At 70.7% G+C, this 23,607-nt stretch carries 25 protein-coding genes; 17 read left to right on the plus strand and 8 right to left on the minus strand.

What is annotated here, in order from left to right; translation table 11 throughout:
* Nucleotides 1–17 precede the first annotated feature (17 nt).
* Entirely contained in the window at nt 18–1,445 is a 1,428-nt protein-coding gene (locus QFZ75_RS23930) for an FAD-binding oxidoreductase (RefSeq protein ID WP_373465931.1), read from the plus strand.
* Between the two features lie 59 nt (nt 1,446–1,504).
* On the opposite strand, the gene QFZ75_RS23935 is transcribed toward QFZ75_RS23930, so the two are convergent.
* Entirely contained in the window at nt 1,505–1,984 is a 480-nt protein-coding gene (locus tag QFZ75_RS23935; RefSeq protein WP_307539985.1) for an SsgA family sporulation/cell division regulator, read from the minus strand.
* Between the two features lie 264 nt (nt 1,985–2,248).
* Here QFZ75_RS23935 and QFZ75_RS23940 point away from each other — a divergent pair, with 264 nt between their 5' ends.
* Both QFZ75_RS23940 and QFZ75_RS23945 read left to right on the plus strand, forming a co-directional pair.
* Nucleotides 2,249–3,946 carry an RDD family protein gene (locus QFZ75_RS23940; RefSeq protein ID WP_307539987.1) on the plus strand — a complete coding sequence of 566 codons (1,698 nt, stop codon included), beginning with the start codon at nt 2,249–2,251 and terminating at the stop codon, nt 3,944–3,946.
* Nucleotides 3,947–4,008: 62 nt separating this feature from the next.
* Nucleotides 4,009–4,653 (plus strand): RDD family protein, encoded by a 645-nt coding sequence (locus QFZ75_RS23945; protein ID WP_307539989.1) that lies wholly within the window; start codon nt 4,009–4,011, stop codon nt 4,651–4,653.
* 124 nt (nt 4,654–4,777) lie between these two features.
* Here the strand turns inward: QFZ75_RS23945 and QFZ75_RS23950 are convergent, their stop codons facing one another.
* Nucleotides 4,778–5,095 (minus strand): hypothetical protein, encoded by a 318-nt coding sequence (locus QFZ75_RS23950; protein ID WP_307539991.1) that lies wholly within the window; start codon nt 5,093–5,095, stop codon nt 4,778–4,780.
* A gap of 473 nt (nt 5,096–5,568) precedes the next feature.
* Here QFZ75_RS23950 and QFZ75_RS23955 point away from each other — a divergent pair, with 473 nt between their 5' ends.
* Nucleotides 5,569–7,917 carry an immune inhibitor A domain-containing protein gene (locus tag QFZ75_RS23955; protein ID WP_307539993.1) on the plus strand — a complete coding sequence of 783 codons (2,349 nt, stop codon included), beginning with the start codon at nt 5,569–5,571 and terminating at the stop codon, nt 7,915–7,917.
* A 124-nt stretch (nt 7,918–8,041) separates the two neighbouring features.
* Nucleotides 8,042–8,371 (plus strand): hypothetical protein, encoded by a 330-nt coding sequence (locus QFZ75_RS23960; RefSeq protein ID WP_307539995.1) that lies wholly within the window; start codon nt 8,042–8,044, stop codon nt 8,369–8,371.
* Between the two features lie 18 nt (nt 8,372–8,389).
* Here the strand turns inward: QFZ75_RS23960 and QFZ75_RS23965 are convergent, their stop codons facing one another.
* Nucleotides 8,390–8,974 carry a nicotinamidase gene (locus tag QFZ75_RS23965; RefSeq protein ID WP_307539996.1) on the minus strand — a complete coding sequence of 195 codons (585 nt, stop codon included), beginning with the start codon at nt 8,972–8,974 and terminating at the stop codon, nt 8,390–8,392.
* Between the two features lie 213 nt (nt 8,975–9,187).
* The gene (locus tag QFZ75_RS23970) at nt 9,188–10,516 is read right to left on the minus strand and encodes a nicotinate phosphoribosyltransferase (RefSeq protein WP_307539997.1); all 1,329 of its coding nucleotides are present in this window, start codon (nt 10,514–10,516) and stop codon (nt 9,188–9,190) included.
* Between the two features lie 120 nt (nt 10,517–10,636).
* On the opposite strand from QFZ75_RS23970, the gene clpS reads away from it, so the two are divergent.
* The 7 genes from clpS (at nt 10,637) to QFZ75_RS24000 (ending at nt 15,581) form a co-directional block, all read left to right on the plus strand.
* Nucleotides 10,637–10,954, plus strand: coding sequence for an ATP-dependent Clp protease adapter ClpS (gene clpS, locus QFZ75_RS23975; protein WP_307539998.1), 318 nt, complete (start codon nt 10,637–10,639; stop codon nt 10,952–10,954).
* Nucleotides 10,955–11,027: 73 nt separating this feature from the next.
* On the plus strand, nt 11,028–11,633 hold the full coding sequence (locus tag QFZ75_RS23980; RefSeq protein ID WP_307540000.1) for a DUF2017 domain-containing protein: 606 nt from the start codon (nt 11,028–11,030) through the stop codon (nt 11,631–11,633).
* 332 nt (nt 11,634–11,965) lie between these two features.
* Nucleotides 11,966–13,441 carry an amino acid permease gene (locus QFZ75_RS23985; protein ID WP_307540002.1) on the plus strand — a complete coding sequence of 492 codons (1,476 nt, stop codon included), beginning with the start codon at nt 11,966–11,968 and terminating at the stop codon, nt 13,439–13,441.
* Nucleotides 13,442–13,534: 93 nt separating this feature from the next.
* A complete protein-coding gene (locus QFZ75_RS23990) occupies nt 13,535–13,957 on the plus strand; it encodes a M67 family metallopeptidase (RefSeq protein ID WP_307540004.1) in 423 nt (140 codons plus the stop codon).
* A 100-nt stretch (nt 13,958–14,057) separates the two neighbouring features.
* The gene (locus QFZ75_RS41180) at nt 14,058–14,159 is read left to right on the plus strand and encodes a putative leader peptide (RefSeq protein WP_313904860.1); all 102 of its coding nucleotides are present in this window, start codon (nt 14,058–14,060) and stop codon (nt 14,157–14,159) included.
* A gap of 167 nt (nt 14,160–14,326) precedes the next feature.
* Nucleotides 14,327–14,605 (plus strand): MoaD/ThiS family protein, encoded by a 279-nt coding sequence (locus tag QFZ75_RS23995; protein ID WP_307540006.1) that lies wholly within the window; start codon nt 14,327–14,329, stop codon nt 14,603–14,605.
* 25 nt (nt 14,606–14,630) lie between these two features.
* Nucleotides 14,631–15,581 (plus strand): PLP-dependent cysteine synthase family protein, encoded by a 951-nt coding sequence (locus QFZ75_RS24000; RefSeq protein WP_307540008.1) that lies wholly within the window; start codon nt 14,631–14,633, stop codon nt 15,579–15,581.
* A 188-nt stretch (nt 15,582–15,769) separates the two neighbouring features.
* Here QFZ75_RS24000 and QFZ75_RS24005 read toward each other — a convergent pair whose 3' ends face one another.
* Nucleotides 15,770–16,219: a type II toxin-antitoxin system PemK/MazF family toxin gene (locus QFZ75_RS24005; protein ID WP_307540009.1), complete on the minus strand. Its 450-nt coding sequence runs from the start codon at nt 16,217–16,219 to the stop codon at nt 15,770–15,772.
* A gap of 249 nt (nt 16,220–16,468) precedes the next feature.
* On the opposite strand from QFZ75_RS24005, the gene QFZ75_RS24010 reads away from it, so the two are divergent.
* Nucleotides 16,469–17,221: an MBL fold metallo-hydrolase gene (locus tag QFZ75_RS24010; RefSeq protein ID WP_307540011.1), complete on the plus strand. Its 753-nt coding sequence runs from the start codon at nt 16,469–16,471 to the stop codon at nt 17,219–17,221.
* 103 nt (nt 17,222–17,324) lie between these two features.
* On the opposite strand, the gene QFZ75_RS24015 is transcribed toward QFZ75_RS24010, so the two are convergent.
* Together QFZ75_RS24015 and QFZ75_RS24020 are read right to left on the minus strand one after the other, a co-directional pair.
* A complete protein-coding gene (locus QFZ75_RS24015; RefSeq protein WP_307540013.1) occupies nt 17,325–18,590 on the minus strand; it encodes a PTS transporter subunit EIIC in 1,266 nt (421 codons plus the stop codon).
* A 281-nt stretch (nt 18,591–18,871) separates the two neighbouring features.
* Nucleotides 18,872–20,158: a PTS transporter subunit EIIC gene (locus QFZ75_RS24020; protein ID WP_307540014.1), complete on the minus strand. Its 1,287-nt coding sequence runs from the start codon at nt 20,156–20,158 to the stop codon at nt 18,872–18,874.
* A gap of 229 nt (nt 20,159–20,387) precedes the next feature.
* Here QFZ75_RS24020 and QFZ75_RS24025 point away from each other — a divergent pair, with 229 nt between their 5' ends.
* The 4 genes from QFZ75_RS24025 to rdgB all read left to right on the plus strand — a co-directional run bounded on the left by QFZ75_RS24025 (nt 20,388) and on the right by rdgB (nt 22,648).
* Entirely contained in the window at nt 20,388–20,621 is a 234-nt protein-coding gene (locus tag QFZ75_RS24025) for a glucose PTS transporter subunit EIIB (RefSeq protein WP_105869475.1), read from the plus strand.
* A 79-nt stretch (nt 20,622–20,700) separates the two neighbouring features.
* Nucleotides 20,701–21,438 (plus strand): ribonuclease PH, encoded by a 738-nt coding sequence (rph, locus tag QFZ75_RS24030; RefSeq protein WP_307540016.1) that lies wholly within the window; start codon nt 20,701–20,703, stop codon nt 21,436–21,438.
* 165 nt (nt 21,439–21,603) lie between these two features.
* Nucleotides 21,604–22,008: a hypothetical protein gene (locus QFZ75_RS24035; protein WP_307540018.1), complete on the plus strand. Its 405-nt coding sequence runs from the start codon at nt 21,604–21,606 to the stop codon at nt 22,006–22,008.
* 37 nt (nt 22,009–22,045) lie between these two features.
* Entirely contained in the window at nt 22,046–22,648 is a 603-nt protein-coding gene (rdgB, locus tag QFZ75_RS24040) for an RdgB/HAM1 family non-canonical purine NTP pyrophosphatase (RefSeq protein WP_307540020.1), read from the plus strand.
* 88 nt (nt 22,649–22,736) lie between these two features.
* Here the strand turns inward: rdgB and QFZ75_RS24045 are convergent, their stop codons facing one another.
* Nucleotides 22,737–23,468 (minus strand): hypothetical protein, encoded by a 732-nt coding sequence (locus QFZ75_RS24045; RefSeq protein ID WP_307540022.1) that lies wholly within the window; start codon nt 23,466–23,468, stop codon nt 22,737–22,739.
* Nucleotides 23,469–23,607 lie beyond the last annotated feature (139 nt).

Raw genomic sequence — 23,607 nt, forward strand, 5'->3', positions numbered from 1 at the left:
GCCCCGAGTGCGACGCTGTGATCATGAGCCGTATCGAAGCCCGACCCGATGAGGACGCCGTGGCGGTGGGCAGCCTCACCGAACGTCTCACCGCACGTCTCCTCGCGGGCCTGCCGGCCGAGGCCGTCCTCACCGACCCGGACGTCACCAGCTCGTACGCCAACGACATGGCCAGCTTCTGCGAGGCCGGCACCCCCGCCGCCGTCGTGCTGGCGCGCACCGTCGAGCAGGTCCAGCACGTCATGCGGGTCGCGACCGAACTGCGCGTACCGGTCGTCCCGCAGGGCGCCCGCACGGGCCTGTCGGGAGCCGCCAACGCCTCCGAGGGCTGCATCGTGCTGTCCCTGGTCAAGATGGACCGCATCCTGGAGATCAGCCCGGTCGACCGGATCGCGGTGGTGGAGCCGGGCGTCGTCAACGCCACGCTCTCCCGCGCCGTCAACGAACACGGCCTCTCCTACCCGCCGGACCCCTCCAGCTGGGAGATGTGCACGATCGGCGGCAACATCGGCACGGCCTCGGGCGGCCTGTGCTGTGTGAAGTACGGGGTGACGGCCGAGTACGTCCTCGGCCTGGACGTCGTCCTCGCCGACGGGCGCCTGCTGTCCACCGGCCGCCGCACGGCGAAGGGCGTCGCCGGATACGACCTGTCGCGGCTCTTCGTCGGCTCGGAGGGCTCGCTCGGCATCGTCGTCGGGGCGACCCTCGCCCTGAAGCCCCGGCCTCCGCAACAGCTCGTGCTCGCGGCCGAGTTCGCGTCGGGGGCCGCCGCCTGCGACGCGGTCTGCCGGATCATGGAGGGCGGCCACGTGCCGTCCCTCCTCGAACTGATGGACCGTACGACGGTGCGGGCCGTCAACGACATGGCGCACATGGGCCTGCCGGAGAGCACCGAGGCCCTGCTGCTCGCCGCCTTCGACACGCCCGACCCGGCCGCCGACCTCGCCGCGGTGGGCGCGCTGTGCGAGGCGGCCGGCGCCACCCAGGTCGTACCGGCGGAGGACGCGGCCGAGTCGGAACTGCTCCTGCAGGCCCGCCGGCTGTCCCTCACCGGGCTGGAGGCGGTCAAGGGCACGACGATGATCGACGACGTGTGCGTACCGCGCTCCAGGCTCGCGGAGATGCTCGAAGGGGTCGACAGGATCGCCGGGAAGTACCGGCTGACGATCGGGGTCGTCGCCCACGCGGGCGACGGCAACACCCATCCGACGGTCTGCTTCGACGCGGGCGATCCGGACGAGTCCCGGCGCGCGCGGGAGTCCTTCGACGAGATCATGGCCCTCGGCCTGGAGCTCGGCGGCACCATCACCGGCGAGCACGGCGTGGGCGTCCTGAAGAAGGAGTGGCTGGCACGCGAGATCGGCCCGGTCGGCATCGAGGTGCAGCGGGCGCTGAAGGCGACCTTCGACCCGCTGGGCATCCTCAACCCCGGCAAGCTCTTCTGAGACACCTTCGCCCCTCACCCTCCGGCCCCTCACCCTTCGGCGCCTCGCTCCCCGTCTTCTCACTCCCCGTCCGCGGACTCGTCCGAGGGCCACGGGTCGCACAACCACAAATCGTCGGCCGGCGTCGGCGCGAGCAGTTCGGCGAGGCCGCCGTCGATACCGAGCCGGCCGCTCTCGGTGCCGGGCGGTACCGCGACCAGGGTGCGCTCCAGCCAGGCCGACACCTGCGCGGCGGGCGCCTCCAGGAGGGCGTCCCCGCCGGGCGAGCTCAGCGCCATCAGGACGACACCGCGCCCGCCGATCTTCGTCGGCCACACCCGTACGTCCCCGTGCCCGCACGGCCGGAACACGCCCTCGACGAGCAGCTCGCGCGCGAACGTCCAGTTCACCGGGTGGTCGGTGCCGATGTGGAAGGTGACGTGGACGGCGTACGGGTCGCGGGCGCGGTAACTCAGCAGCGCGGGGACCGGAATGCTGCGGTCGGGGGACAGGACCAGCTGGAGTTCGAGCTCACGCTCCACCACGGTGTCGTCGTTCATGTCGTCCGGTTCCTCTCGTGTCCGGGGCCCGTCGGGCAGGCCCGTACGAGTGGAGACGGGATGGGGCCCGGAGCATTACGCCGGTTCGCGGAATTTTCCCGGGAGGGCTCCACCGGCCGAGTCCCTATACCCCGTAGCGACGGGAAAACGTGTGGGAACGCCGCTCGAAGGGGGTAGGTACACCAGGAGCGGCAGTGGCGCGTGCGCCGGTCTGATAGATGTGGACGCTCAACACGACCCCCGAGCAGATACGGGACGACGGACATGAGCGCCCCAACCCCGGCCCCCGGCGACGACAGGCCCCGCGAGGGGTACTACCCCGACCCGTCCATTCCTGGATATGTCCGGTACTGGAACGGTGCCTCCTGGGTGCCGGGCACCAGCCGGCCGGCGCCGGCCGGCGGCGAGTCGATCTCGCCGTCCCCGTCCGCGTCCGCACCGGCGGCCGCGCGGCCCGCACCCGTGTCCACGGAGGAGACGGGTCCGCACTTCTTCGACGAGGACCCGCCCTCGGCGGCCGCGGGGCCGTCGCCCGCCGAGGCGCAGCACGGCAGCCGTCCCGAGCCGGCCACCGCGTGGGGCGCCGACCGCTCCCGGCAGACCGGCTTCGGCGGTGATCCGGACCGCCGGGTCCGCTGGGGTTCCCCGGACCCGCGCGTACCGTCGGATCCGGCCGGGCAGTCCCCGCCCGCGCAGCAGGCGCAGCCCGTCCAGCAGTCCCTGCCCGCGCAGCAGGCGCAGCCGGACGGCAGGTCGGACCATACGGACGGCACGGCCACGTTCCACGCGTCCGACGCCGGGCAGGACGGCGGGACGTCCACGCCCCCCTCCTCCGGCACCGTGGTCTTCCGCAGACCCACGGGACCCGTACGCCCCACGGACGCCGCGGGAGCCACCGGGTCGGCGGGGTCGGCCGGCGCCATGGGCGCCGGACGCGCGCACGTCGCGGGCAAGTCCGGTGCGGGAAGCGCACCGAAGCCGGGCACGGACGCCGCTCAGGCCGGTGCCGGTGCCGCTGCGGCTGCCGCTGCCGGGAACGTGCCGGGCCAGGGCGCCCCCGGCTCCCGCGAACCCGCCTCCGGACCCCTCGCTTCCGAACCCCTCGTCTCCGAGGGCACGATGACCTTCAGGACCGTGTCGCCGAGAGCGGGCCAGGAGCCCGCGGCGCAGGCCCGCCCGGGCTCCGCCCGGGGACCCGCCGCCCCCGCCTCCTCGTTCACCGCGCCGGCGGCTCCCGCCGGTCCGCAGCAGGTGCAGCCCGCCCCCGCTCCTGCCCCGACTCCTTCCCCCGCCCCGGCCGCCGCCGTGCCGCCGCAGCAGTCGGCCGCCCAGGCGCCCATGAGCGCGGGTCCCGGTGGCGGGCAGCCCTCCTGGGCCCAGCAGGTGCACCGGCTGGCCGGGCCGGACGAGGAGCAGCCCGTCGTGCCGTGGAAGCCGGTGCGGGAGGATCCGTTCCAGGCCGCCGCCCGCTCGCAGGCGAACGCGCGCCCGGCCGGGCTCGGCAAGCGGTTCGCCGCCCGTCTCGTGGACACGCTCGTGCTGGCCGTGGTCACCGGGGCGGCCGCCGTACCGCTCGGCACGAGGGCCCTCGACCACGTCGACGGGAAGATCGACGCCGCCAAGCAGTCCGGTGAGACGGTCACGGTCTGGCTGCTGGACGGCACGACCGCGCTCTACCTCGGCCTCGTGCTCGCCGTACTGATCGTGTTCGGCGTCCTCTACGAGGCGCTGCCCACCGCGAAGTGGGGCCGCACACCGGGCAAGAAGCTGTTCGGTCTCCAGGTGCGGGACATCGAGGGCGGCGACCCGCCGTCGTTCGGCCCGGCCCTGCGCCGCTGGCTCGTCTACATCGTCCCGGGGGTCCTCGTCATCGGCGTCGCGGGTGTCGTGTGGGGCCTGTTCGACCGCCCGTGGCGCCAGTGCTGGCACGACAAGGCGGCCCACACCTTCGTCGCCGGCTGACGGGTACTCCGGACGGCCCCTCCCTCATTGCGGGCGGGGAGGGTTCGCGGTCGACTCGTGACATGAGTACCGAGCCGCCGCCCCCTCCGGACGAGGACCCGTTCCGGAAACAGCCGCCACCCCCGGGACAGGGCGGTGGCTCCCCGTACGGCGGCGAGCCCTCGCCGGGTGACGGCTCCCCGTACGGCGCCGCCCCGCCGCCCTACGGAGGCGGTGACCCCTACGGCGGCGGTCCGTACGCCACCGACCCGCTCGCCGGGATGCCGCCGCTCGCCGACAGCGGTAAGCGGGTGCTCGCGCGGATCATCGACATGGTCCTCGTCGTCATCGTGGTGTGGCTGCTGACCTGGGGGTTCGGCGTCAACGAGTACGACATGGACGCGGACAGGATCCAGTACGGCAAGTCCTTCGGGCAGTCCCTGATCGCGCTGCTGCTCTACGTCGGCTACGACGTCTTCATGACCAGCAGGTCGGGGCAGACACTCGGCAAGAGGTGGCTGCACCTGCGGGTGGCGAACCTCGACAACGGCTCCACGCCCTCCGTGCAGACCAACCTGGTGCGCGCCCTGGTGCTGTGGGTGCCGTTCGCGTTCTGCTGCGCCTGCATCTGGACCGCCGTCACGGGCGGCTGGAGCTTCTTCGACAAGCCGTACAAGCAGGGACTGCACGACAAGGCGGCCAAGACGGTCGTGGTCAGCACCGGGTGAGCCGCCCGGCGGCGGACCCCGGCGGCAGGTGCCCGACGACGGGAGCCCGGGCCGCGACACGGAACCGGCGGGCCCGTGCGGCACGGGCCCGCCGGTTCGCGGTCACGGAGGTCTTCGGGCGATGTCAGGCGCGTTCGCGTACCGGCTTCGACGCGCCGGCGGCGGCGACGGTCTCGCGCCGCTGCGGAACGCGCCGCTCCGTGACGGCGGACGAGGGACGGGCGGCGGACGACCGGCGGGCGGCGGACGACGGGGCCGCGGACCCGGCGGACTTCGGCGAGGGCACCGTCATGGCCACGAGGAGCCCGAGCACGAGGGCGGAGAGCGCGATGACCACGACTCCGAGGCCCGAACTCGTCTGCGACAGCAACAGCATGGCGAGCGTGGAGAAGAGCACGGTGCAGGAACCGTAGGCGAGCTGTGCGGCGGTCGGACGAGGCATGGCAATCCGTCCTCGGGGTGGGGGTCTCCCCCCGGGGTGCCTCTCGCGGTGGGGGAGGTGGCGGATGAAGGATCAAAGGGCTGCGACAACGGTGTCGCTCGGCAAATCACCGGATATCCGGCGAGCCGCCAACCGACTCTATTGGCGTGTGTGCCCGAGCGGAACGAGCGGTAAGCGTGACCTAACCCACGGTGCCGGTGCACAGGGGGCGCACGGAATCATCAGGTCCGCCAACTCGGCCTGTTGACGCGCCTGTTGAGCGGTGCTCGGAGGGGTGATGAACAGGCGGGTGACAGGGGGTGACGGGCGGCCGTCGGCCCATAACCCACTTGACCTGTCCAAGTCAAGGTCTGTCTTTTCTCCTTCAACTCCGATCGAATGTCGTCACTTGTGACGCGCATAGAGCGCGCGCGGACTCCATGACCTGGACACCCTCCATCCGCGCGCCCGGGCGCGAGGGAGGACTGCCTCAAGTGATCAGCAGACCATGGACGTTCAGAGCTGCCGCGGTGGGTGTGGCGATGACAGCGGCCGCCGCCACGTTCTCGACCTTCGCGGTGGCGCAGGCCGCCGACGCCGGCGACCAGCCGGCCGCGGCCGCGAACCGGCAGGACCCGGCACCCTCCGGTGACGGTACCCAGCGCGAGCACGACCTGAAGGGCCCGCTGACCGACCGTCAGGAAGCCCAGCGGGAAGAGGCCCTCAAGAGGGTCATCTCGGGTGACGCGAAGGTCACCGAGCGCGGCGGTTCGCAGGTCGTGAAGCTCCAGAACGGCAAGTACGTGGAGCTCGGCCGCGAGAAGACCGATGAGATCTTCACCATCCTCGTGGAGTTCGGCGACAAGGTGGACAGCCGCTACGGCGGCACCCCCGGCCCGCTGCACAACCGGATAGCCCAGCCGGACCGTGCCGAGGACAACAGCACGGACTGGAAGGCGGACTACAACAAGAAGCACTACGAGGACCTGTACTTCGGGACCGGCAACGGTGTCGAGTCGATGAAGAAGTACTACGAGAAGCAGTCCTCGGGCCGCTACTCCATCGACGGCACGGTCTCCGACTGGGTCAAGGTGCCCTACAACGAGGCCCGCTACGGCTCCAACAAGTGCGACCCCGACACCTGCGCGTGGAACGCCGTCGCCGACGGTGTGAACGCCTGGGTCGACGCCCAGAAGGCGGCCGGCAAGTCCGACGCCGACATCAAGTCCGCGCTGTCCGCCTACGACAAGTGGGACCGCAACGACTTCGACGGCGACGGCGACTTCAACGAGCCCGACGGCTACATCGACCACTTCCAGATCGTGCACGCCGGCGAGGACGAGTCCGCGGGCGGCGGCGCCCAGGGCGACGACGCCATCTGGGCCCACCGCTGGTACGCGTTCGGCACCGACGAGGGCGCCACCGGCCCCACGGGCAACAAGATGGGCGGCGCGCAGATCGGTGACTCCGGCATCTGGGTCGGCGACTACACGATCCAGCCGGAGAACGGCGGCCTCGGCGTCTTCGCCCACGAGTTCGGCCACGACCTCGGTCTGCCGGACCACTACGACACGACCAACACCGCGGAGAACTCCACCGCGTTCTGGACGCTGATGTCCTCCGGCTCCTGGCTCGGCACCGGCAAGAACGCCATCGGTGACCTGCCCGGCGACATGACCGCCTGGGACAAGCTCCAGCTCGGCTGGCTGAAGTACGACACGGCCAAGGCCGCGACGCGCTCCACCCACACGCTGGGTGTGGCCGAGTACAACACCAAGAAGGCCCAGGCGCTGGTGGTCGAACTGCCGAAGAGGTCGGTCACCACCGAGGTCGTCGCCCCGGCCGAGGGCGCCACCCAGTGGTGGAGCGGCAGCGGCGACAAGCTCAAGAACACGCTGACCCGTTCCGTGGACCTCACGGGCAAGGCCGCGGCCACGCTGACGCTCGACGGGTACTACGACATCGAGTCGGGCTTCGACTACCTCTACACCGAGGTCTCCACCGACGGCGGCGCCAAGTGGACCGCCGTCGACGGAACGGTCGACGGCGCGCCGATCCCGCGCGATGCCAGCGGCAGCCCCGCGCTGACCGGCACGGTGGACGCGTACAAGAAGCTGTCGTACCCGCTCGACGCCTACGCGGGCAAGAAGATCGACCTGCGCTTCCGCTACTCCACCGACGGCGGCGTGGCCCAGTCGGGCTTCGCGGCCGACCGGATCACCGTCACCGCCGACGGCTCCGCGCTCTTCACGGACAACGCCGAGACCGCGGACGCGGCGTGGAAGGCGACCGGCTTCTCCCGTATCGGCGCCTCCTTCACCAAGGACTACGCGCAGTACTACATCGCCGAGAACCGGCAGTACGTGTCGTACGACAAGACGCTGAAGGTCGGCCCGTACAACTTCGGCTTCGCGTCCACGCGGCCGTCCTGGGTGGAGCACTTCCCGTACCAGAACGGTCTGCTGATCTGGAAGTGGGACACCTCCCAGCGGGACAACAACGTCAGCCAGCACCCGGGCACCGGCCTGCTGCTGCCGGTGGACGCCCACCCCAAGGCGCTGAAGTGGTCCGACGGCGTGCTGATGCGCAACCGCATCCAGTCCTACGACTCGCCGTTCAGCTCGTACCGCACGGACGGTCTCACGCTGCACAAGGCGGACGTCGCGACGAAGATCAAGTCGCAGCCGGGGAACCGGATCTTCAACGACCGCACGAACACGTACTACGACACGGCCAACCCGACCGGGGGTGTCAAGATCACTGACACCAACACCAAGATCGCCATCGTCAAGGAGCCCCGCGACGGCTCGACGATCACCGTGAAGGTCTCCTCCGCGAAGTAACGGAAGACGTTTTCCCAGGTCAGACCATGATCGGCCGCAACCCCCTGGCGGGTTGCGGCCGATCGTGTTTAGGTGCGTCCTGTGACTCTCTTATTGACACCTGATCGCACGGGGGTATGACCGCATGGCCGCAGGAGGTTTCAGCAAGCTGCCGAACGGCACCGTCGTGGTGGCGTTGAACCTGCCCCGACCGCTCGCCGAGGGCAGCGGTTCGGTCCGGGTCCTGGTGCATGCGCACAACCGTGCCCGCGCGTTGACGCGGCTGCGGAACCTGGGGCTGCGGGCGGTGTACCTACGGGGCAACGGCGCACCTCCGACACCGGACGAGATCACCGCGGTGCTGCACCATCCCGACGGGCTCATATGGCGTACGGCGCCGGGGGTGGACGCGGTCGCCGCGGAGCTGTGGCATCCGATCCGCGCGCTGATGAGGCGGCCGGCCGCGCCTCTGTAGGCCCCGCCCCTGAAAAAGCTAGACGACCGGCTTGCCGGTCAGCTCCACGCCCGCCTCGCGCAGGTCGTCCAGGGCCCGGGCCGTGGTGTCCGGGGCGACGCCCGCCGTCAGCTCCAGCAGGACCTGGGTGCGGAAGCCCTCGCGGGCGGCGTCCAGGGCCGTGGCCTTCACGCAGTGGTCGGTGGCGATGCCCACGACGTCGACCTCGGTGATCTCGCGGGCGCGCAGCCAGTCCGCCAGCGAGAGGCCGTTCTCGTCGGCGCCCTCGAAGCCGCTGTACGCCGCCGAGTACGCGCCCTTGTCGAAGACGGCGTCGATCGCGCCGGAGGCGACCGCCGGAGCGAAGTTCGGATGGAAGCCCACGCCCTCGGTGCCGGCCACGCAGTGCGCGGGCCAGGAGTGGACGTAGTCGGGGTTGTCGGCGAAGTGGCCGCCGGGCGCGATGTGGTGGTCACGGGTCGCCACCACGTGGCGGTAGCCGGCCGGGGCCTGCCCGATCAGCTCCGTGATCGCGGCGGCGACATCCGCCCCGCCGGACACGGCGAGACTGCCTCCTTCGCAGAAGTCGTTCTGGACGTCTACGACGATCAGGGCGCGGCGCATGGTCGGTGTCCTTCGGCTCGGCGGGCGGGCGCGGGTCGGTACGGTCCCGTACCCCTCACGGGCGCGGGCGGGCGGGGCGGCGGACGCGGAGAGCGCGGTCGTTGCCGTTGCCCCTTCCCGGCTCACCACCCGTTCACTCCCGTACGGACACGTGGAGGAGGGGCATCGGCCGGGGACGTGGGCCCGGGCCGTCGCCGGCCGGGCCCACGCGGCTCACACGTACTCGGTCGGAATGACGGCTTCCCCCCGCGACAGCTGCGTCGCGGACAGGGGCAGGCCCGCGCGGACCCGCGCGTGCCGTTCGCGGACGACGTCCAGCGGTTCGCGGGCGACGACCCGGCCGCCCTCGACGAGCCGGACCTGGAGCAGACCGTCGCCGAGCTCGGCCGGGACGGCCTCCGTGCCGATCACCTCGGCCTCGGCGGTCCCGGACCCGTCGAGCCGCCGCGCGGCCCATTTGCGGCCGCCGATGGAGGTCTTGCCGCCCAAGGACTTCTTCGCCACCGGCACGAGCGGGGCCTTCGGGTCGGCCGACTCGGCGCGCGCGACGAGCTTGTAGACCATCGACGCGGTCGGGTGGCCGGAACCCGTCACCAGCTGGGTGCCCACGCCGTACGCGTCCACGGGCGCCGCGGCCAACGAGGCGATCGCGTACTCGTCCAGGTCCGAGGTGACGATGATCCGGGCCTTCGTGGCACCCAGCTCGTCCAGCTGCTGGCGTACCCGGTGCGCCACCAGCAGCAGGTCGCCGGAGTCGATGCGGACGGCGCCCAGCTCGGGCCCGGCCACCTCGACGGCCAGCCGGACGGCCTCGGCGACGTCGTACGTGTCCACCAGCAGCGTGGTGCCCCGGCCGAGCGAGTCCACCTGGGCCCGGAAGGCGTCCCGCTCGGTGTCGTGCACGAGGGTGAAGGCGTGGGCGGACGTGCCGACCGTCGGAATGCCGTAGCGGAAGCCCGCGGCCAGGTCCGAGGTGGTCGTGAAGCCGCCGACGTACGCGGCGCGGGACGCCGCCACCGCGGCCAGTTCGTGGGTGCGCCGGGCGCCCATCTCGATCAGCGGGCGCCCGCCGGCGGCCGAGGCCATCCGGGAGGCGGCGGCCGCGATGGCCGAGTCGTGGTTGAGGATGGAGAGGATCACGGTCTCCAGCAGCACGCACTCGGCGAAGGAGCCCTCGACCCGCAGGATCGGCGATCCCGGGAAGTAGACCTCGCCCTCCGGGTAGCCCCAGATGTCACCGTCGAAGCGGTAGGAGGCCAGCCACTCCAGGGTCGGCTCGTCCACGACGTCGCGTTCGCGCAGGAAGCCGAGGACGCCGGGGTCGAAGCGGAAGTTCTCGACCGCGTCCAGGACCCGGCCCGTGCCGGCGACGACGCCGTAGCGGCGGCCCTCGGGCAGGCGGCGGGTGAAGACCTCGAAGACCGAACGCCGGTCGGCGCTGCCGGCCTTCAGCGCGGCCTGCAGCATGGTCAGCTCGTAGTGGTCCGTGAAGAGCGCGGTCGACGGGACGTCCACCGGCAGCCCTAGGTCCGCAGTGTTCATGGCAGGGATGCTACCCCCTATCTCGTCACTCTGACGATTTGTGGGGCTCCTCATGGAACACCGTGCGGGGATCGCGTTTTGCGGGGCTCGTTTGGCCGGGCACCCGCCTGTGGTGGCAGCATGGGCCGTGTGACGGCTCCCGCACCCCTAGAGACCGAGAAGACCGAGTCGGCGGAGGAGGTCTTCGCCGTACCCGAGCCCGACGTTCCCTGGGTGACCATCGTCCACAACGACCCGGTCAACCTGATGAGCTACGTGGCCTACGTCTTCCAGTCGTACTTCGGGTACTCGAAGGACAAGGCCACCAAGCTGATGATGGACGTCCACCACAAGGGCCGGGCCGTGGTCTCCAGCGGCACCCGTGAGGAGATGGAGCGCGATGTGCAGGCCATGCACGGCTACGGTCTGTGGGCCACCCTCCAGCACGACCGGAACTGACCCGACGGCCGGCCGTGGCGCGGCCGGCACCCTCCCGACATCCGCGCAGTACTGGAAGTAGCGACGCAACCTGATGCCAGGACACTTCGAACCGCTCCCCGGCGGCGGCGCGGCCGTCGCGCTCGACGAGGTCGAGATCTCCATCATCCGCTCCCTCGCGGTCCAGCTCCTGGAGCTGATCGGGCCGGGCCCGGGCGGGGACGTGTCCGACGACCCGCTCGCCGAGCTGTTCGCCGAGGGCCCGAGCGAGCCGCCCGCCGACCCCGTGCTCAAGCGCCTCTTCCCGGACGCGTACAGCGGCCCCGGCGTCGAGGCCACCTCGCCCGAGCAGGCCGAGCAGCAGCGCGCGTACTCCTCGGAGTTCCGCCGCTTCACCGAGAACGACCTGCGGGCCGGCAAGCGGGAGAACGCCCTCGTGGTGATCCGCTCCCTGGACGCCGTCGCGGCCGACGGGAAGGGGGGCGCGGTCCTGAAACTGACCCCCGAGGAGTCGAAGCAGTGGCTCGGCTCCCTCAACGACCTGCGCCTCGCGATCGGCTCGCGGCTGGACGTCGTCGACGAGGAGGACACCGACCTGCTCTACCGGCTGCCTGACGAGGACCCGCGCAAGCCCATGGTGATGGCCTACCTGTGGCTCGGCGGACTGCAGGAGACGCTGGTCGAAACGTTGATGAACTGACCCGGACGTTCGCTCAGCGGACGCTCAAATCCGGATAACGATCACATCACCACCCGGGCCTGCAATGTGGGCCCGGGTGTTTTATGTCCGCTTCTTCCTGTGGCATGCGCTACAACCGGCACGGACGATCGACGTCGCGGCCGTGATAGATCTTCACGACCGCCCGACGGGACACCACCCACGTCCCGCCGGGTGCGCCACCGAGCCGGCGACCGCCGGCCAGGCAGGAGCGGGCTCGGGGAGCCCGCTCGACTCCAGCAATCCGGGGGGATTCGGAGACCGGACCGAAGCCGACGACGGCTCGGGCCGGCATGGAGAAAGGCGCACGAGACATGACCTCGGTGCAGGTCGGCAAGCACGACGACGAGCGCGGCGGCGACGGCGCCGCCGACGGCGGCACCCCGGACGGCAACGCCTCCGCGGAGGGCTACGAACGCGGGCTCGGCAGCCGTCAGGTCCAGATGATCGCGATCGGCGGCGCCATCGGCGTCGGCCTCTTCCTGGGCGCCGGGGCGAACATCGCCAAGGCGGGCCCCAGCCTCATCCTCATGTACGCCCTCGCGGGCGTCATCATCTTCTTCATCATGCGGGCCCTCGGCGAGCTGCTGCTCTACCGCCCGGTCTCGGGCTCCTTCGCGGAGTACTCCCGCGAGTTCCTCGGCCCGTTCTTCGGCTACTTCACCGGCTGGACGTACTGGCTGATGTGGGTCGTCACCGGCATGGCGGAGCTCACCGCCGCCGCGATCTACGTCAACTACTGGTTCCCGCAGATCCCGCAGTGGGTCACGGCCCTGGCCTTCCTGGTCCTGCTCTTCGTGGCGAACCTGATCTCCGTCAAGCTCTTCGGCGAGATCGAGTTCTGGTTCTCGATGGTCAAGGTCACCGCCCTCGTCGGCATGATCGTGATCGGCCTGGGCGTGCTCACCTTCGGCTTCAGCTCCGCGGGCGACACCGCCGCCGTGTCCAACCTCTGGGCCTTCGACGGCTTCTTCCCCAAGGGCGTCGGCTCGTCCCTGATGACCCTGCAGGGCGTGATGTTCGCCTACCTGGCCGTCGAGCTCGTCGGCGTCACCGCGGGGGAGTCGGAGAACCCCGAGAAGACCCTCCCCAAGGCGATCAACACCCTGCCCTGGCGCATCGCCCTCTTCTACGTCGGCGCGCTCACGGTCATCCTCTGCGTCGTGAAGTGGACGGAGTTCGCGCCGGGCGTCAGCCCCTTCGTCGCGGCCTTCGCCAAGATCGGCATCCCGGCCGGCGCGGGCATCGTCAACTTCGTCGTCCTGACGGCCGCCCTCTCCTCCTGCAACTCCGGCATGTACTCCACCGGCCGCATGCTGCGCACCCTGGCGGACAACGGCGAGGCCCCGAAGGTCTTCAACCGGCTCTCCTCCACCAGGACGCCCGCCTTCGGCATCACCGTCTCCGTGCTCTTCATGGGCGTCGGCGTGGTCCTGAACTACATCGTCCCGGAGAAGGCCTTCGGTTACGTCGTCTCGGTGGCCACCGCGGCCGGCATCTGGACCTGGCTCATGATCCTCGTCAGCCACATCCGGTACCGCCGCGCCGTCGACGCCGGCCGGCTGCCCGCCTCGCCCTTCCCGGCGCCGGGCGGCTCGAAGTTCAGCTGGGTCGCCGTCGTCTTCCTGCTCTTCGTCACCTGCCTCATCGCCTACGACGCCGACTCCCGCGTCTGCCTGTACGTGATGGCGGGCTGGGCGGTGGCGCTGGGCATCGGCTGGGCGGTGCTGAAGTCGCGCAACCCGGAGGTCACCGAGCGCCGCGAGCCGGAGTTCGAGAAGGCCGGCTGACGGAGCCCGGGGAGACCGGCCGCACCGACCGGCATGTGGACAGCCCCGTACCACCCTCCGGTACGGGGCTGCCGTCTGCTTATCCTGAGCCCCATGCTGACCATCACCCAGGCCCTCGTCGACCAGATCGTCGCGCACGCGCGCCGGGACCACCCCGACGAGGCGTGCGGCGTGATCGCGGGCCCGGCGGGCACCGGCCGCCCCGAGCGCTTCATCCCCATGCTGAACGCGGCCATGTCGCCCACGTTCTACGAGTTCGACTCGGGGGACCTGCTCAAGCTGTACCGCGAGATGGACGACCGTGACGAGGAACCGGTGGTCGTCTACCACTCCCACACGTCGACCGAGGCCCGCCCCTCCCGCACGGACATCTCCCTCGCGAGCGAGCCGGACGCCCACTACGTTCTCGTCTCCACCGCGGACACCGACGGGCTCGGCGACTTCCAGTTCCGCTCGTTCCGCATCGTCGACGGCGAGGTCACGGAGGAGGAGGTCACGGTGGTGGAGGCGTACTGAACCCGGCGGATCTCCCGGGTATCCCACACTTCGGGCAGAATTCATCCACCATCCGAGATCACATTCCGGGACCCGGACGGGGAATCGATACGATGAGCCCATGGTTTCCCACGACGTGAGCGACAAGACGCCGGGCATGCTGCTCGTGGCGCGGCTGCACGTCGACCTGTGCAGGCTGCAGAGCGCCATCTGTACGCGCTGACCCCTGCCGCCGCACGGCCGTGGGCCACGGCTCCGCGGGGCCGCGACCGGCCTGCCCCTGCCCTCCCCGGTGCTCTTCCCGCACCGCCACGGGCGCCCAGACCTGACTCCCCTCCGACTTCCGCCCTTCGCCCTCCGCCTTCAGACTTCCGACAGGAGCCCGCAACCATGGCCATCGAGGTCCGCATCCCCACCATCCTCCGCACCTACACCGACGGCCAGAAGGCGGTCGAGGGCGGCGGGGAGACCCTCGCCGAGCTCCTCGACGACCTCGAGAGCCGCCACACGGGCATCCAGGCCCGCATCGTGGACGGCGGTGAGCTGCGCCGCTTCGTGAACGTGTACCTGAACGACGAGGACGTCCGCTTCCTCGAGGGCATCAACACCAAGCTCACCGACGGCGACAGCGTCACCATCCTGCCGGCCGTCGCCGGCGGCATGGTCTGACCGGGCTGCCGGGCTCTGATCGCTGATGCGCTACGACTCCCCGCTGGCCGCGGTGGGCAACACCCCCCTGGTGCGCCTGCCGCGGCTCTCGCCGTCCGCCGACGTCCGCATCTGGGCGAAGCTCGAGGACCGCAACCCGACCGGCTCGGTCAAGGACCGCCCCGCGCTCCACATGATCGAACAGGCCGAGAAGGACGGCCGCCTCACCCCCGGCTGCACGATCCTGGAGCCGACGTCCGGCAACACCGGCATCTCGCTCGCCATGGCCGCGAAGCTCAAGGGCTACCGCATGGTGTGCGTCATGCCCGAGAACACCTCGCAGGAGCGGCGGGATCTGCTCGGCATGTGGGGCGCCGAGATCATCCCCTCCCCGGCGGCGGGCGGTTCCAACACGGCGGTGCGCGTGGCGAAGGAGCTCTCCGCCGAGCACCCCGACTGGGTGATGCTCTACCAGTACGGCAACCCCGACAACGCGGGCGCGCACTACGCGACGACCGGCCCGGAGATCCTGGCCGACCTGCCCTCGGTCACCCACTTCGTCGCCGGGCTCGGCACCACGGGGACGCTGATGGGCGTGGGCCGGTTCCTGCGCGAGCACAAGCCGGACGTGAAGATCGTCGCGGCCGAGCCGCGCTACGACGACCTCGTGTACGGCCTGCGCAACCTGGACGAGGGCTTCGTCCCGGAGCTCTACGACGCGTCCGTGCTGACCACCCGCTTCTCGGTCGGGTCGGCCGACGCCGTGACGCGTACGCGGGAGCTGCTCCAGCAGGAGGGGATCTTCGCCGGGGTCTCCACGGGGGCCGCGCTGCACGCGGCGATCGGGGTCGGCCGCAAGGCGGTGGCCGCGGGTGAGTCCGCCGACGTCGTCTTCGTCGTCGCCGACGGCGGGTGGAAGTATCTGTCGACGGGGGTCTACACGGCGGCGACGACGGAGGAAGCGATCGCCACGCTGCAGGGCCAGCTCTGGGCGTAGCCCTTGGCCCGGCCCGGGGTTTCCCCGGAGGCTGCGCCCCCGGACCCGCTGTCGCGCTGTGCGCTCGTCCTCAGACGCCGGACGGGCTGAAGATGTCGCGGCCCGGCCGCGACATCTTTCAGCCCGTCCGGCGTCTGAGGACCGGAGGACCGGGGGCGGAGCCCCTGAGGAAGTGACGGCGGTCGCCGTCATCCCGCGAGGTGCCGCACCTGCGCCCAGACCCGGGAGTCCACCTCTCCGACCCGTCGCCGGAACTCCCGTACCCGCACCCCCCGCAACTCGTCCGTCTCGAGGAAACTCGCCCGTCCCCGGGCGTCCCCCACCGACCCCGCGGGCAGCGCGATGACCCCGTCCCGCTCGTCGTGGTTCTTCGTCGTGATCTTCGCGACGACAGCCTTCCGGCCCTGTACGGACAGGACCAGGCAGGGCCGGTCCTTCGCCCCCGGCCCGTCCTCGAACGGCACGTTCGCCCACCAGATCTCGGCCGGCCGGGGCCGGGGCGACCGGCGGACGGCGTCGGAACGGCCGGGCGGCCGCCGGGTGGAGGGCTTGCGCCCGCGCCCCCACCCGTCCACGAACGTCGCGACGCCCGCGAGCAGCACCACGGCGGTGAGCGCGAGCCACCACGACATGTTCATGCGTACGACGGTACCCGGCGCGTCCCCGCCCACGCCTGCCCGCCCACGCCTGTCCGCCCCGCCTGTCCGCGCCCGCCCGCTCCCGACACGGCCCCCGCAGGCCCCCGAACCGGTGACACCGCAGGTGAGTTCCCCCACAACAGCCCTCGACGGAGGAGCGACCCGCCCTTTCGCGCTTTACGCTCGACGGACCGTACGACCCCCGTCACGACCCCCGTCTCACTTCCCGCCAGCGGAGGTTTCTGCTCTATGAAGCTCACCGTCGTCGGCTGCTCGGGGTCGTTCCCGTCCGCGGAATCGGCCTGCTCGAGCTACCTCGTCGAGGCCGACGGCTTCCGGCTGCTTCTCGACATGGGCAACGGTGCCCTGGGCGAGCTGCAGCGCCACTGCGGTCTCTACGACCTGGATGCGATCTTCCTCAGCCATCTGCACGCCGACCACTGCATCGACATGTGCGCGTACTTCGTCGCGCGCTACTACCGCCATGACGGCGGTCGCTGCGATCCGATCCCCGTCTACGGACCCGAGGGCACGGAGCAGCGACTGACCACCGCGTACGCGGACACCCCCTCCGCCTCCTCGATGAGCGAGGTCTTCGACTTCCACACGGTCAAGCCGGCCTCGTTCGAGATCGGCCCCTTCTCGGTGCACACGGAGAAGGTCAGCCATCCCGTGGAGGCGTACGGCATCCGCGTGGAGCACGGCGGACGGTCGCTGACGTACTCCGGGGACACGGGTGTGTGCGACACGCTCGACGAACTCGCCCGCGACACCGACCTGTTCCTCTGCGAGGCCGCGTTCACGCACGGCAAGGAGAGCATCCCGGACCTCCACCTCAACGGCCGCGAGGCGGGCCAGACCGCGGCCCGCGCCGGTGCCCGCCGCCTGGTCCTCACCCACATCCCGCCGTGGACCGACCCGCAGGCCAACCTGGTGGACGCCCGCGAGGTGTTCGGCGGCCCGGTGGAACTGGCCGCGCCGCGAGCGACGTACGAGATCTGAGCGCGCGGGCAGGGCAGGCGACTTCGTCCCGGGAACGCGGAATTCCCCGGCCGCCGGGCAGGCGGTCCGGGGAATTCCGGACGAACGGGGAGCGGGGCCGGGGCTACTTGGCCTCGGCCTTCTGCAGCTCGGCGAGTTCCTCGTCCGACTCGCGGCCCGGGGTCGGCAGGTTGAACTTGACGATCGCGAAGCGGAAGACCACGTAGTAGACGACCGCGAAACACAGACCCACCAGGACCAGGCCCCACGGGTTGGTCGCGATGCCCAGGTTGAGGCCGAAGTCGACCGCGCCGGCCGAGAAGCCGAAACCGTCCTTCATGCCGAGCGCCCAGGTCAGCGCCATGGAGACACCGGTGAGGACCGCGTGGATCCCGTACAGGACCGGCGCGATGAACATGAAGGTGAACTCGATGGGCTCGGTCACGCCCGTGACGAACGAGGTCAGCGCCAGGGAGAACATCATGCCGCCGACGACCTTGCGACGCTCCGGGCGGGCGCAGTGGACGATCGCGAGGCAGGCCGCGGGCAGCGCGAACATCATGATCGGGAAGAAGCCGGTCATGAACTGCCCGGCGGTCGGGTCGCCGGCCAGGAAGCGCGAGATGTCGCCGCTCTTGCCCTCGTACTCACCGGCCTGGAACCACGGGAACGAGTTCAGCAGGTGGTGCATGCCGATCGGGATCAGCGCGCGGTTGGCGACACCGAAGATGCCGGCGCCGACGGCACCCGAACCGACCAGCCACTCACCGAAGTTGTGCAGACCCGTGCCGAGGACCGGCCAGATGTAGCCGAAGACGATGCCGAGCAGCAGACCCGCGAAGGCGGACAGGATCGGGACCAGGCGGCGGCCGCTGAAGAAGCCCGCCCAGTCGGGCAGCTTGGTGCGGTGGAAGCGCTGGTAGAGCAGGGCCACCACGATGCCCATGACCACACCGCCGAGGACCTTGGCGTCCACCGGCGCGTCGACCATGACGACCTTGCCGTCGACGGCCTTCGCGACCTGCGGCAGGTTCTTGTCGGTGAACGTGGCCAGCACGTTCTTGAAGACCAGGTAGCCCGTGACCGCCGCGAGGGCCGTGGAGCCGTCCGACTTCTTCGCGAAGCCGATGGCGATGCCCACCGCGAACAGCAGCGCCATGTTGTCGAGGATCGCGTTGCCGCCCGCCGCCATGAAGCCGGCGATCTTCGTTATGAACGCCGGGAACGACTCGCGACCGAGCATGTCGGTGTTGCCGAGACGCACCAGGAGCGCTGCCGCGGGCAGGACGGCGACGGGGAGCATGAGGCTGCGGCCGATGCGCTGCAAGACAGCCATCGCGCCGGAGCCCTTCTTCTTCGCAGCCTCGGGGGCGGCGCTGGCCGTGGACACAACTTCCTCCTGGGTGTCCCCCCGGCCGGAGGCGGCCGGGGGCGGGCGAGGCGCCGCCTGAGGGCAGGCAGGAAGGAGAGGCGGCGTCTTCGGGGGAACGCGGTCATCGACCACGTGGTCTACACCACTGAGTGGTGTAGACCTGTTGTAGCACGGTGAAGGTGAGATAAGGAACCCGCGAATTTTGTGGCCTCGACCATAGGGCGGGGAAGTCGCCGCCCAACGGGGCACATGCACGCAAAAGGCATGGCGAGGGGCCCGTCCCGCCCCGCCCCGCCCGGCTAGGCCTTGGTGACGTCCTCGACCTCGTCCTCCGGCTCGCGGCCCGGGGTCCGCAGGTCGAACTTCGTGATCGCGAAGCGGAACACCACGTAGTAGACGACCGCGAAACACAGGCCGATCGGGATGATCGCCCAGGGTCTCGTGGCGAGGTTCCAGTTGATGACGTAGTCGATCAGGCCGGCCGAGAAGCTGAAGCCGTCGTGCACCCCCAGACCCCATGTCACCGCCATCGAGACACCGGTCAGGAGCGCGTGCACCGCGTACAGCACCGGCGCGATGAACACGAACGAGTACTCGATCGGTTCCGTGATGCCCGTGACGAACGACGTCAGCGCGATCGACAGCATCAGGCCCCCGATCTCCTTGCGGCGGTGCGGCTTCGCGCAGTGCGTCATCGCCAGGCACGCGGCCGGCAGCGCGAACATCATGATGGGGAAGAACCCGGACGTGAACTGGCCCGCGTCCGGATCACCCGCCAGGAACATGTTGATGTCGCCGTGCACGACCGACCCGTCCGGCTTGGTGAAACTGCCGAACTGGAACCAGATGGGCACGTTCAGGAACTGGTGCAGCCCGATCACCAGCAGCGCGCGGTTGGCGACGCCGAAGACCCCGGCACCCCACGCGCCCAGACTCACCAGCCAGTCGCTGAAGTCCTCCAGGCCCCGGCCGATCGGCGGCCACACCCACAGGCAGAGCGCCGCGAACGCGATCGCCACGAACGCCATGACGATCGGCACCAGCCGGCGGCCGTTGAAGAAGCCCAGCCAGTCGACGAGCCTCGTGCGGTGGTACCGCTGCCAGAAGTAGGCCGCCAGCAGACCGATGACGATGCCGCCGAAGACACCCGGGTTCTGATACGTGAAGGCCGCCACCGTGCCGTCCTGCGCCTGGCAGCCCGTCGCCACCGCCTTCGCCCCGCCCGCGCAGTCCTCCGGAAACTGCCGCAGCACGTTGTAGTAGACGAGGAAACCCGCCACCGCGGCCAGCGCCGTCGAACCGTCCGACTTCTTCGCCATCCCGATGGCCACACCGATGCAGAACAGCAGCGGCAGACCGAGCGAACCGTCGAGCAGCGCACTGCCCGCACCCGCCATCACCTTCGAGACGTTCGTCCAGCCGAGGCCGTCCGCCCCGAACACGTCCGGCTGCCCCAGGCGGTTGAGGATGCCCGCCGCCGGCAGCACGGCGATGGGCAGTTGCAGGCTGCGACCCATCTTCTGCAGACCCTGGAACAGATCGCTCCAGCGGGACCGCACGGGCGCGGCCGTACCGTCGGCACTCATGGGCTGTCCTCCTGCGTCCCTCCGGCGCCCTCCGCGCCCCGGGAACCGGGCGGGTTTGGCGGCCGTTGAAAACTGGTGTAGACCAGTCGGCGAACGGTTCGCGAACGGATCACGCTGTCGTGACCGCCATCCTTCGGCAGAGGCGACGCAACCGCTCGCGAAGATGGGCCAACTGTGGGTTACTGCGACAAAGCGCTGCGACAAAGCGGTTCGGATCAGGGAGTAGGACATGGCCACCAAGGCTGAGAAGATCGTCGCCGGGCTCGGCGGCATCGAGAACATCGAAGAGGTCGAGGGCTGCATCACCCGGCTGCGCACCGAGGTCCTCGACCCGAGCAAGGTCGACGAGGCCGCCCTGAAGGCCGCGGGCGCCCACGGCGTCGTGAAGATGGGCACGGCGATCCAGGTCGTCATCGGCACCGACGCGGACCCGATCGCCGCGGACATCGAAGACATGATGTAAGTCCCGCAGCCTCACCCCCCAGGGGCCGCTTCCGTCGACCGGGGCGGCCCCTCGGCCGTGAACGACTAGGCTCGTCGCCATGTCTCGCATCGACGGCCGCACGCCCGAACAGCTCCGCCCGGTCACCATCGAACGCGGCTGGAGCAAGCACGCCGAGGGCTCCGTCCTCGTCTCCTTCGGTGACACGAAGGTCTTCTGCACCGCCTCCGTCACCGAAGGCGTCCCGCGCTGGCGCAAAGGCAGCGGCGAGGGCTGGGTGACCGCCGAATACTCCATGCTCCCCCGCGCCACCCACACCCGCGGCGACCGCGAGTCCGTCCGCGGCAAGATCGGCGGCCGCACCCACGAGATCAGCCGGCTCATCGGCCGCTCCCTGCGCGCGGTCATCGACTACAAGGCGCTCGGCGAGAACACCGTCGTCCTGGACTGCGACGTCCTCCAGGCCGACGGAGGCACCCGCACCGCCGCCATCACCGGCGCGTACGTCGCCCTCGCCGACGCCGTCTCCTGGGCCCAGGGCAGGAAGCTCATCAGGGCCAACCGGCAGCCCCTCACCGGAACCGTCGGCGCCGTCTCCGTCGGCATCGTCGACGGCATCCCCCTCCTCGACCTCTGCTACGAGGAGGACGTCCGCGCCGACACCGACATGAACGTCGTCTGCACCGGCGACGGCCGCTTCGTCGAGGTCCAGGGCACCGCCGAGGCCGAGCCGTTCGACCGCGACGAGCTCAACTCCCTCCTCGACCTCGCCGTCCTCGGCTGCACCGAACTCGCCGCCGCCCAGCGCGCGGCACTCGACACGGTCCTCGAAAGGTAAAAGACGCACCAAGGCGGCCGGATGTCGCGGGCAACCACGGCACCGGCCGTCGCGTCCTTACAGGTGCGGGCGCACGGCACACCGGTCGCCGCCCGGCCTTTGCCAACGGGGCCCTGTGGCCTACGAAACGGGCCCCCGGGGCCTGACCAACGGGAGGACCGTTCCATGGCCGCGAGCCGCCGCCGACCCCGCCGTCTCACCGCCGTCGCCACGGCCGTGGCAGCCGTCGCGCTGACCGCCGGACTGACCACCGGCTGCGACGCCGTCGACAAGGCCCTGGACTGCGTCCAGACCGCCGACACGATCGCCGACAGTGTCACCGACCTCCAGCAGGCCGTCGAGAACGCCGGGGACGATCCGACCAAGACGGACGAGGCACTCGACTCGATCGACACGAACCTCGACAGCATCGGCGACAGGACCGACAACGCTGACATCGACAAGGCCGTGGACGACCTCCAGACGGCGGTCACCAACGTCCGCGACTCCGTCGACGACGGCGACGCGACGCCCGACATCAGCCCCGTGACCGACGCGGCCGGCGAGCTCACCAAGGTCTGCACGCCCTGACGGCCGCGGCACCGCCCGCCTGGCTAGGGTGAGCACCATGAGCCGCCTGATCCTCGCCACGCGCAACCCCGGAAAGATCACCGAGCTGAGGGCGATCCTCGCCGACGCAGGTCTGCAGCACGACCTCGTCGGCGCGGACGCCTATCCGCAGATCCCCGACGTCAAGGAAACCGGCGTCACCTTCGCCGAGAACGCCCTGCTCAAGGCACACGCCCTCGCCCAGGCCACGGGTCTCCCGGCCGTCGCCGACGACTCCGGCCTGTGCGTCGACGTACTCGGCGGCGCCCCCGGCATCTTCTCCGCCCGCTGGTCCGGCACCCACGGCGACGACCGCGCCAACCTCGCACTCCTCCTCGCCCAGCTCGGCGACATCGCGGACGGGCACCGGGCCGCCCACTTCGCCTGCGCCGCCGCCCTCGCCCTGCCCGACGGCACCGAGCGCGTGGTGGAGGGCCGTCTGCGAGGCACCCTGCGCCACGAGCCCGCCGGCTCCCACGGCTTCGGCTACGACCCGATCCTCCAGCCCGACGGCGACACCCGCACCTGCGCCGAACTGACCCCCGACGAGAAGAACGCGATCAGTCACCGGGGCAAGGCGTTCCGGGAACTGGTGCCGGTGGTCAGGGAGTTGCTGGGCTGAGTCCCCCCACTCGGAGGACCAGGAGGACCAGGAGGACCAGGAGGACCAGGAGGGACAGGAAGATGGGGGAGCCCGGGGAGTCCGAGGGTTACTCCACCTCCCCGTACGGGCGCATCGTCACCCGGGCGTTCAGGGCTATGCCGTTCGCGCCCGCCGGTGACGGCAGCCGCAGTGCCCTGTCGAGCACGGGTCCCAGCAGGCCGCAGCCCGAGGTCCGCGGCGCCGTAAAGCGGTTGTCCTCGACCCCGAAGGTGACGACGAGCGGATCCGGCGTGACCACCACCGGCGGAGCCGTCTCCAGCAGCACCAGATGGGCCGGGTCCGCCGCGCTGCCCAGGGAGCAACCGGCCGGCAACCCGGGCCCGCTTATCCCGAACGTGAGATCCAGCTCGCCCCGCCGCTCGTCGTCGGACCGGAAGTCGGAGTACCCGCCGTACCGGGGCGTGATCGACAGCCGGGTCCCCCGAACCGGCAGCGGGGTGGCGGTCATCGCGCCGAACACCTGACGGTACTCACCGTCGTCCGTGCCCTCCGCGAAGGTGATCGTCAAGGGCTCGTCGATCGGCACTTCGGCCCGGCCGAGGGTGAGATGCCCGACGGCGGTCATGGCCTCGCACCGCCAGTTCGCCGGATCGGCGCCCTCGGGCAGCTCGGAGAGGGCGGGACAGTCCTGGAAACCGCGGTTCTGCGCTTTGACTCCGACGCCGACGCCGACTCCGGCATGCGCCGAGCCGGCTGCCGCCGTGCCCATGCCTGCGGTGAGAGCCATGGCGGACAGCGCCATGGCGAGACGTCGAGCGGGACGGCCGGCTCGGAACATGGAGGCCTCCTGGTGACTGACGACAGCTTGAACGGGAGGATCCCGCCTGCCTCAACGATCGCAGACATTTATCTGCAATGGAAGATCTGCAGAGAAAAATCTGCAGAGCTTCAGCTGTGCGTGCCGGTAGGCTCTCCGT

The organism is Streptomyces sp. V3I8 (assembly GCF_030817535.1).
Taxonomy (GTDB): Bacteria; Actinomycetota; Actinomycetes; order Streptomycetales; family Streptomycetaceae; genus Streptomyces.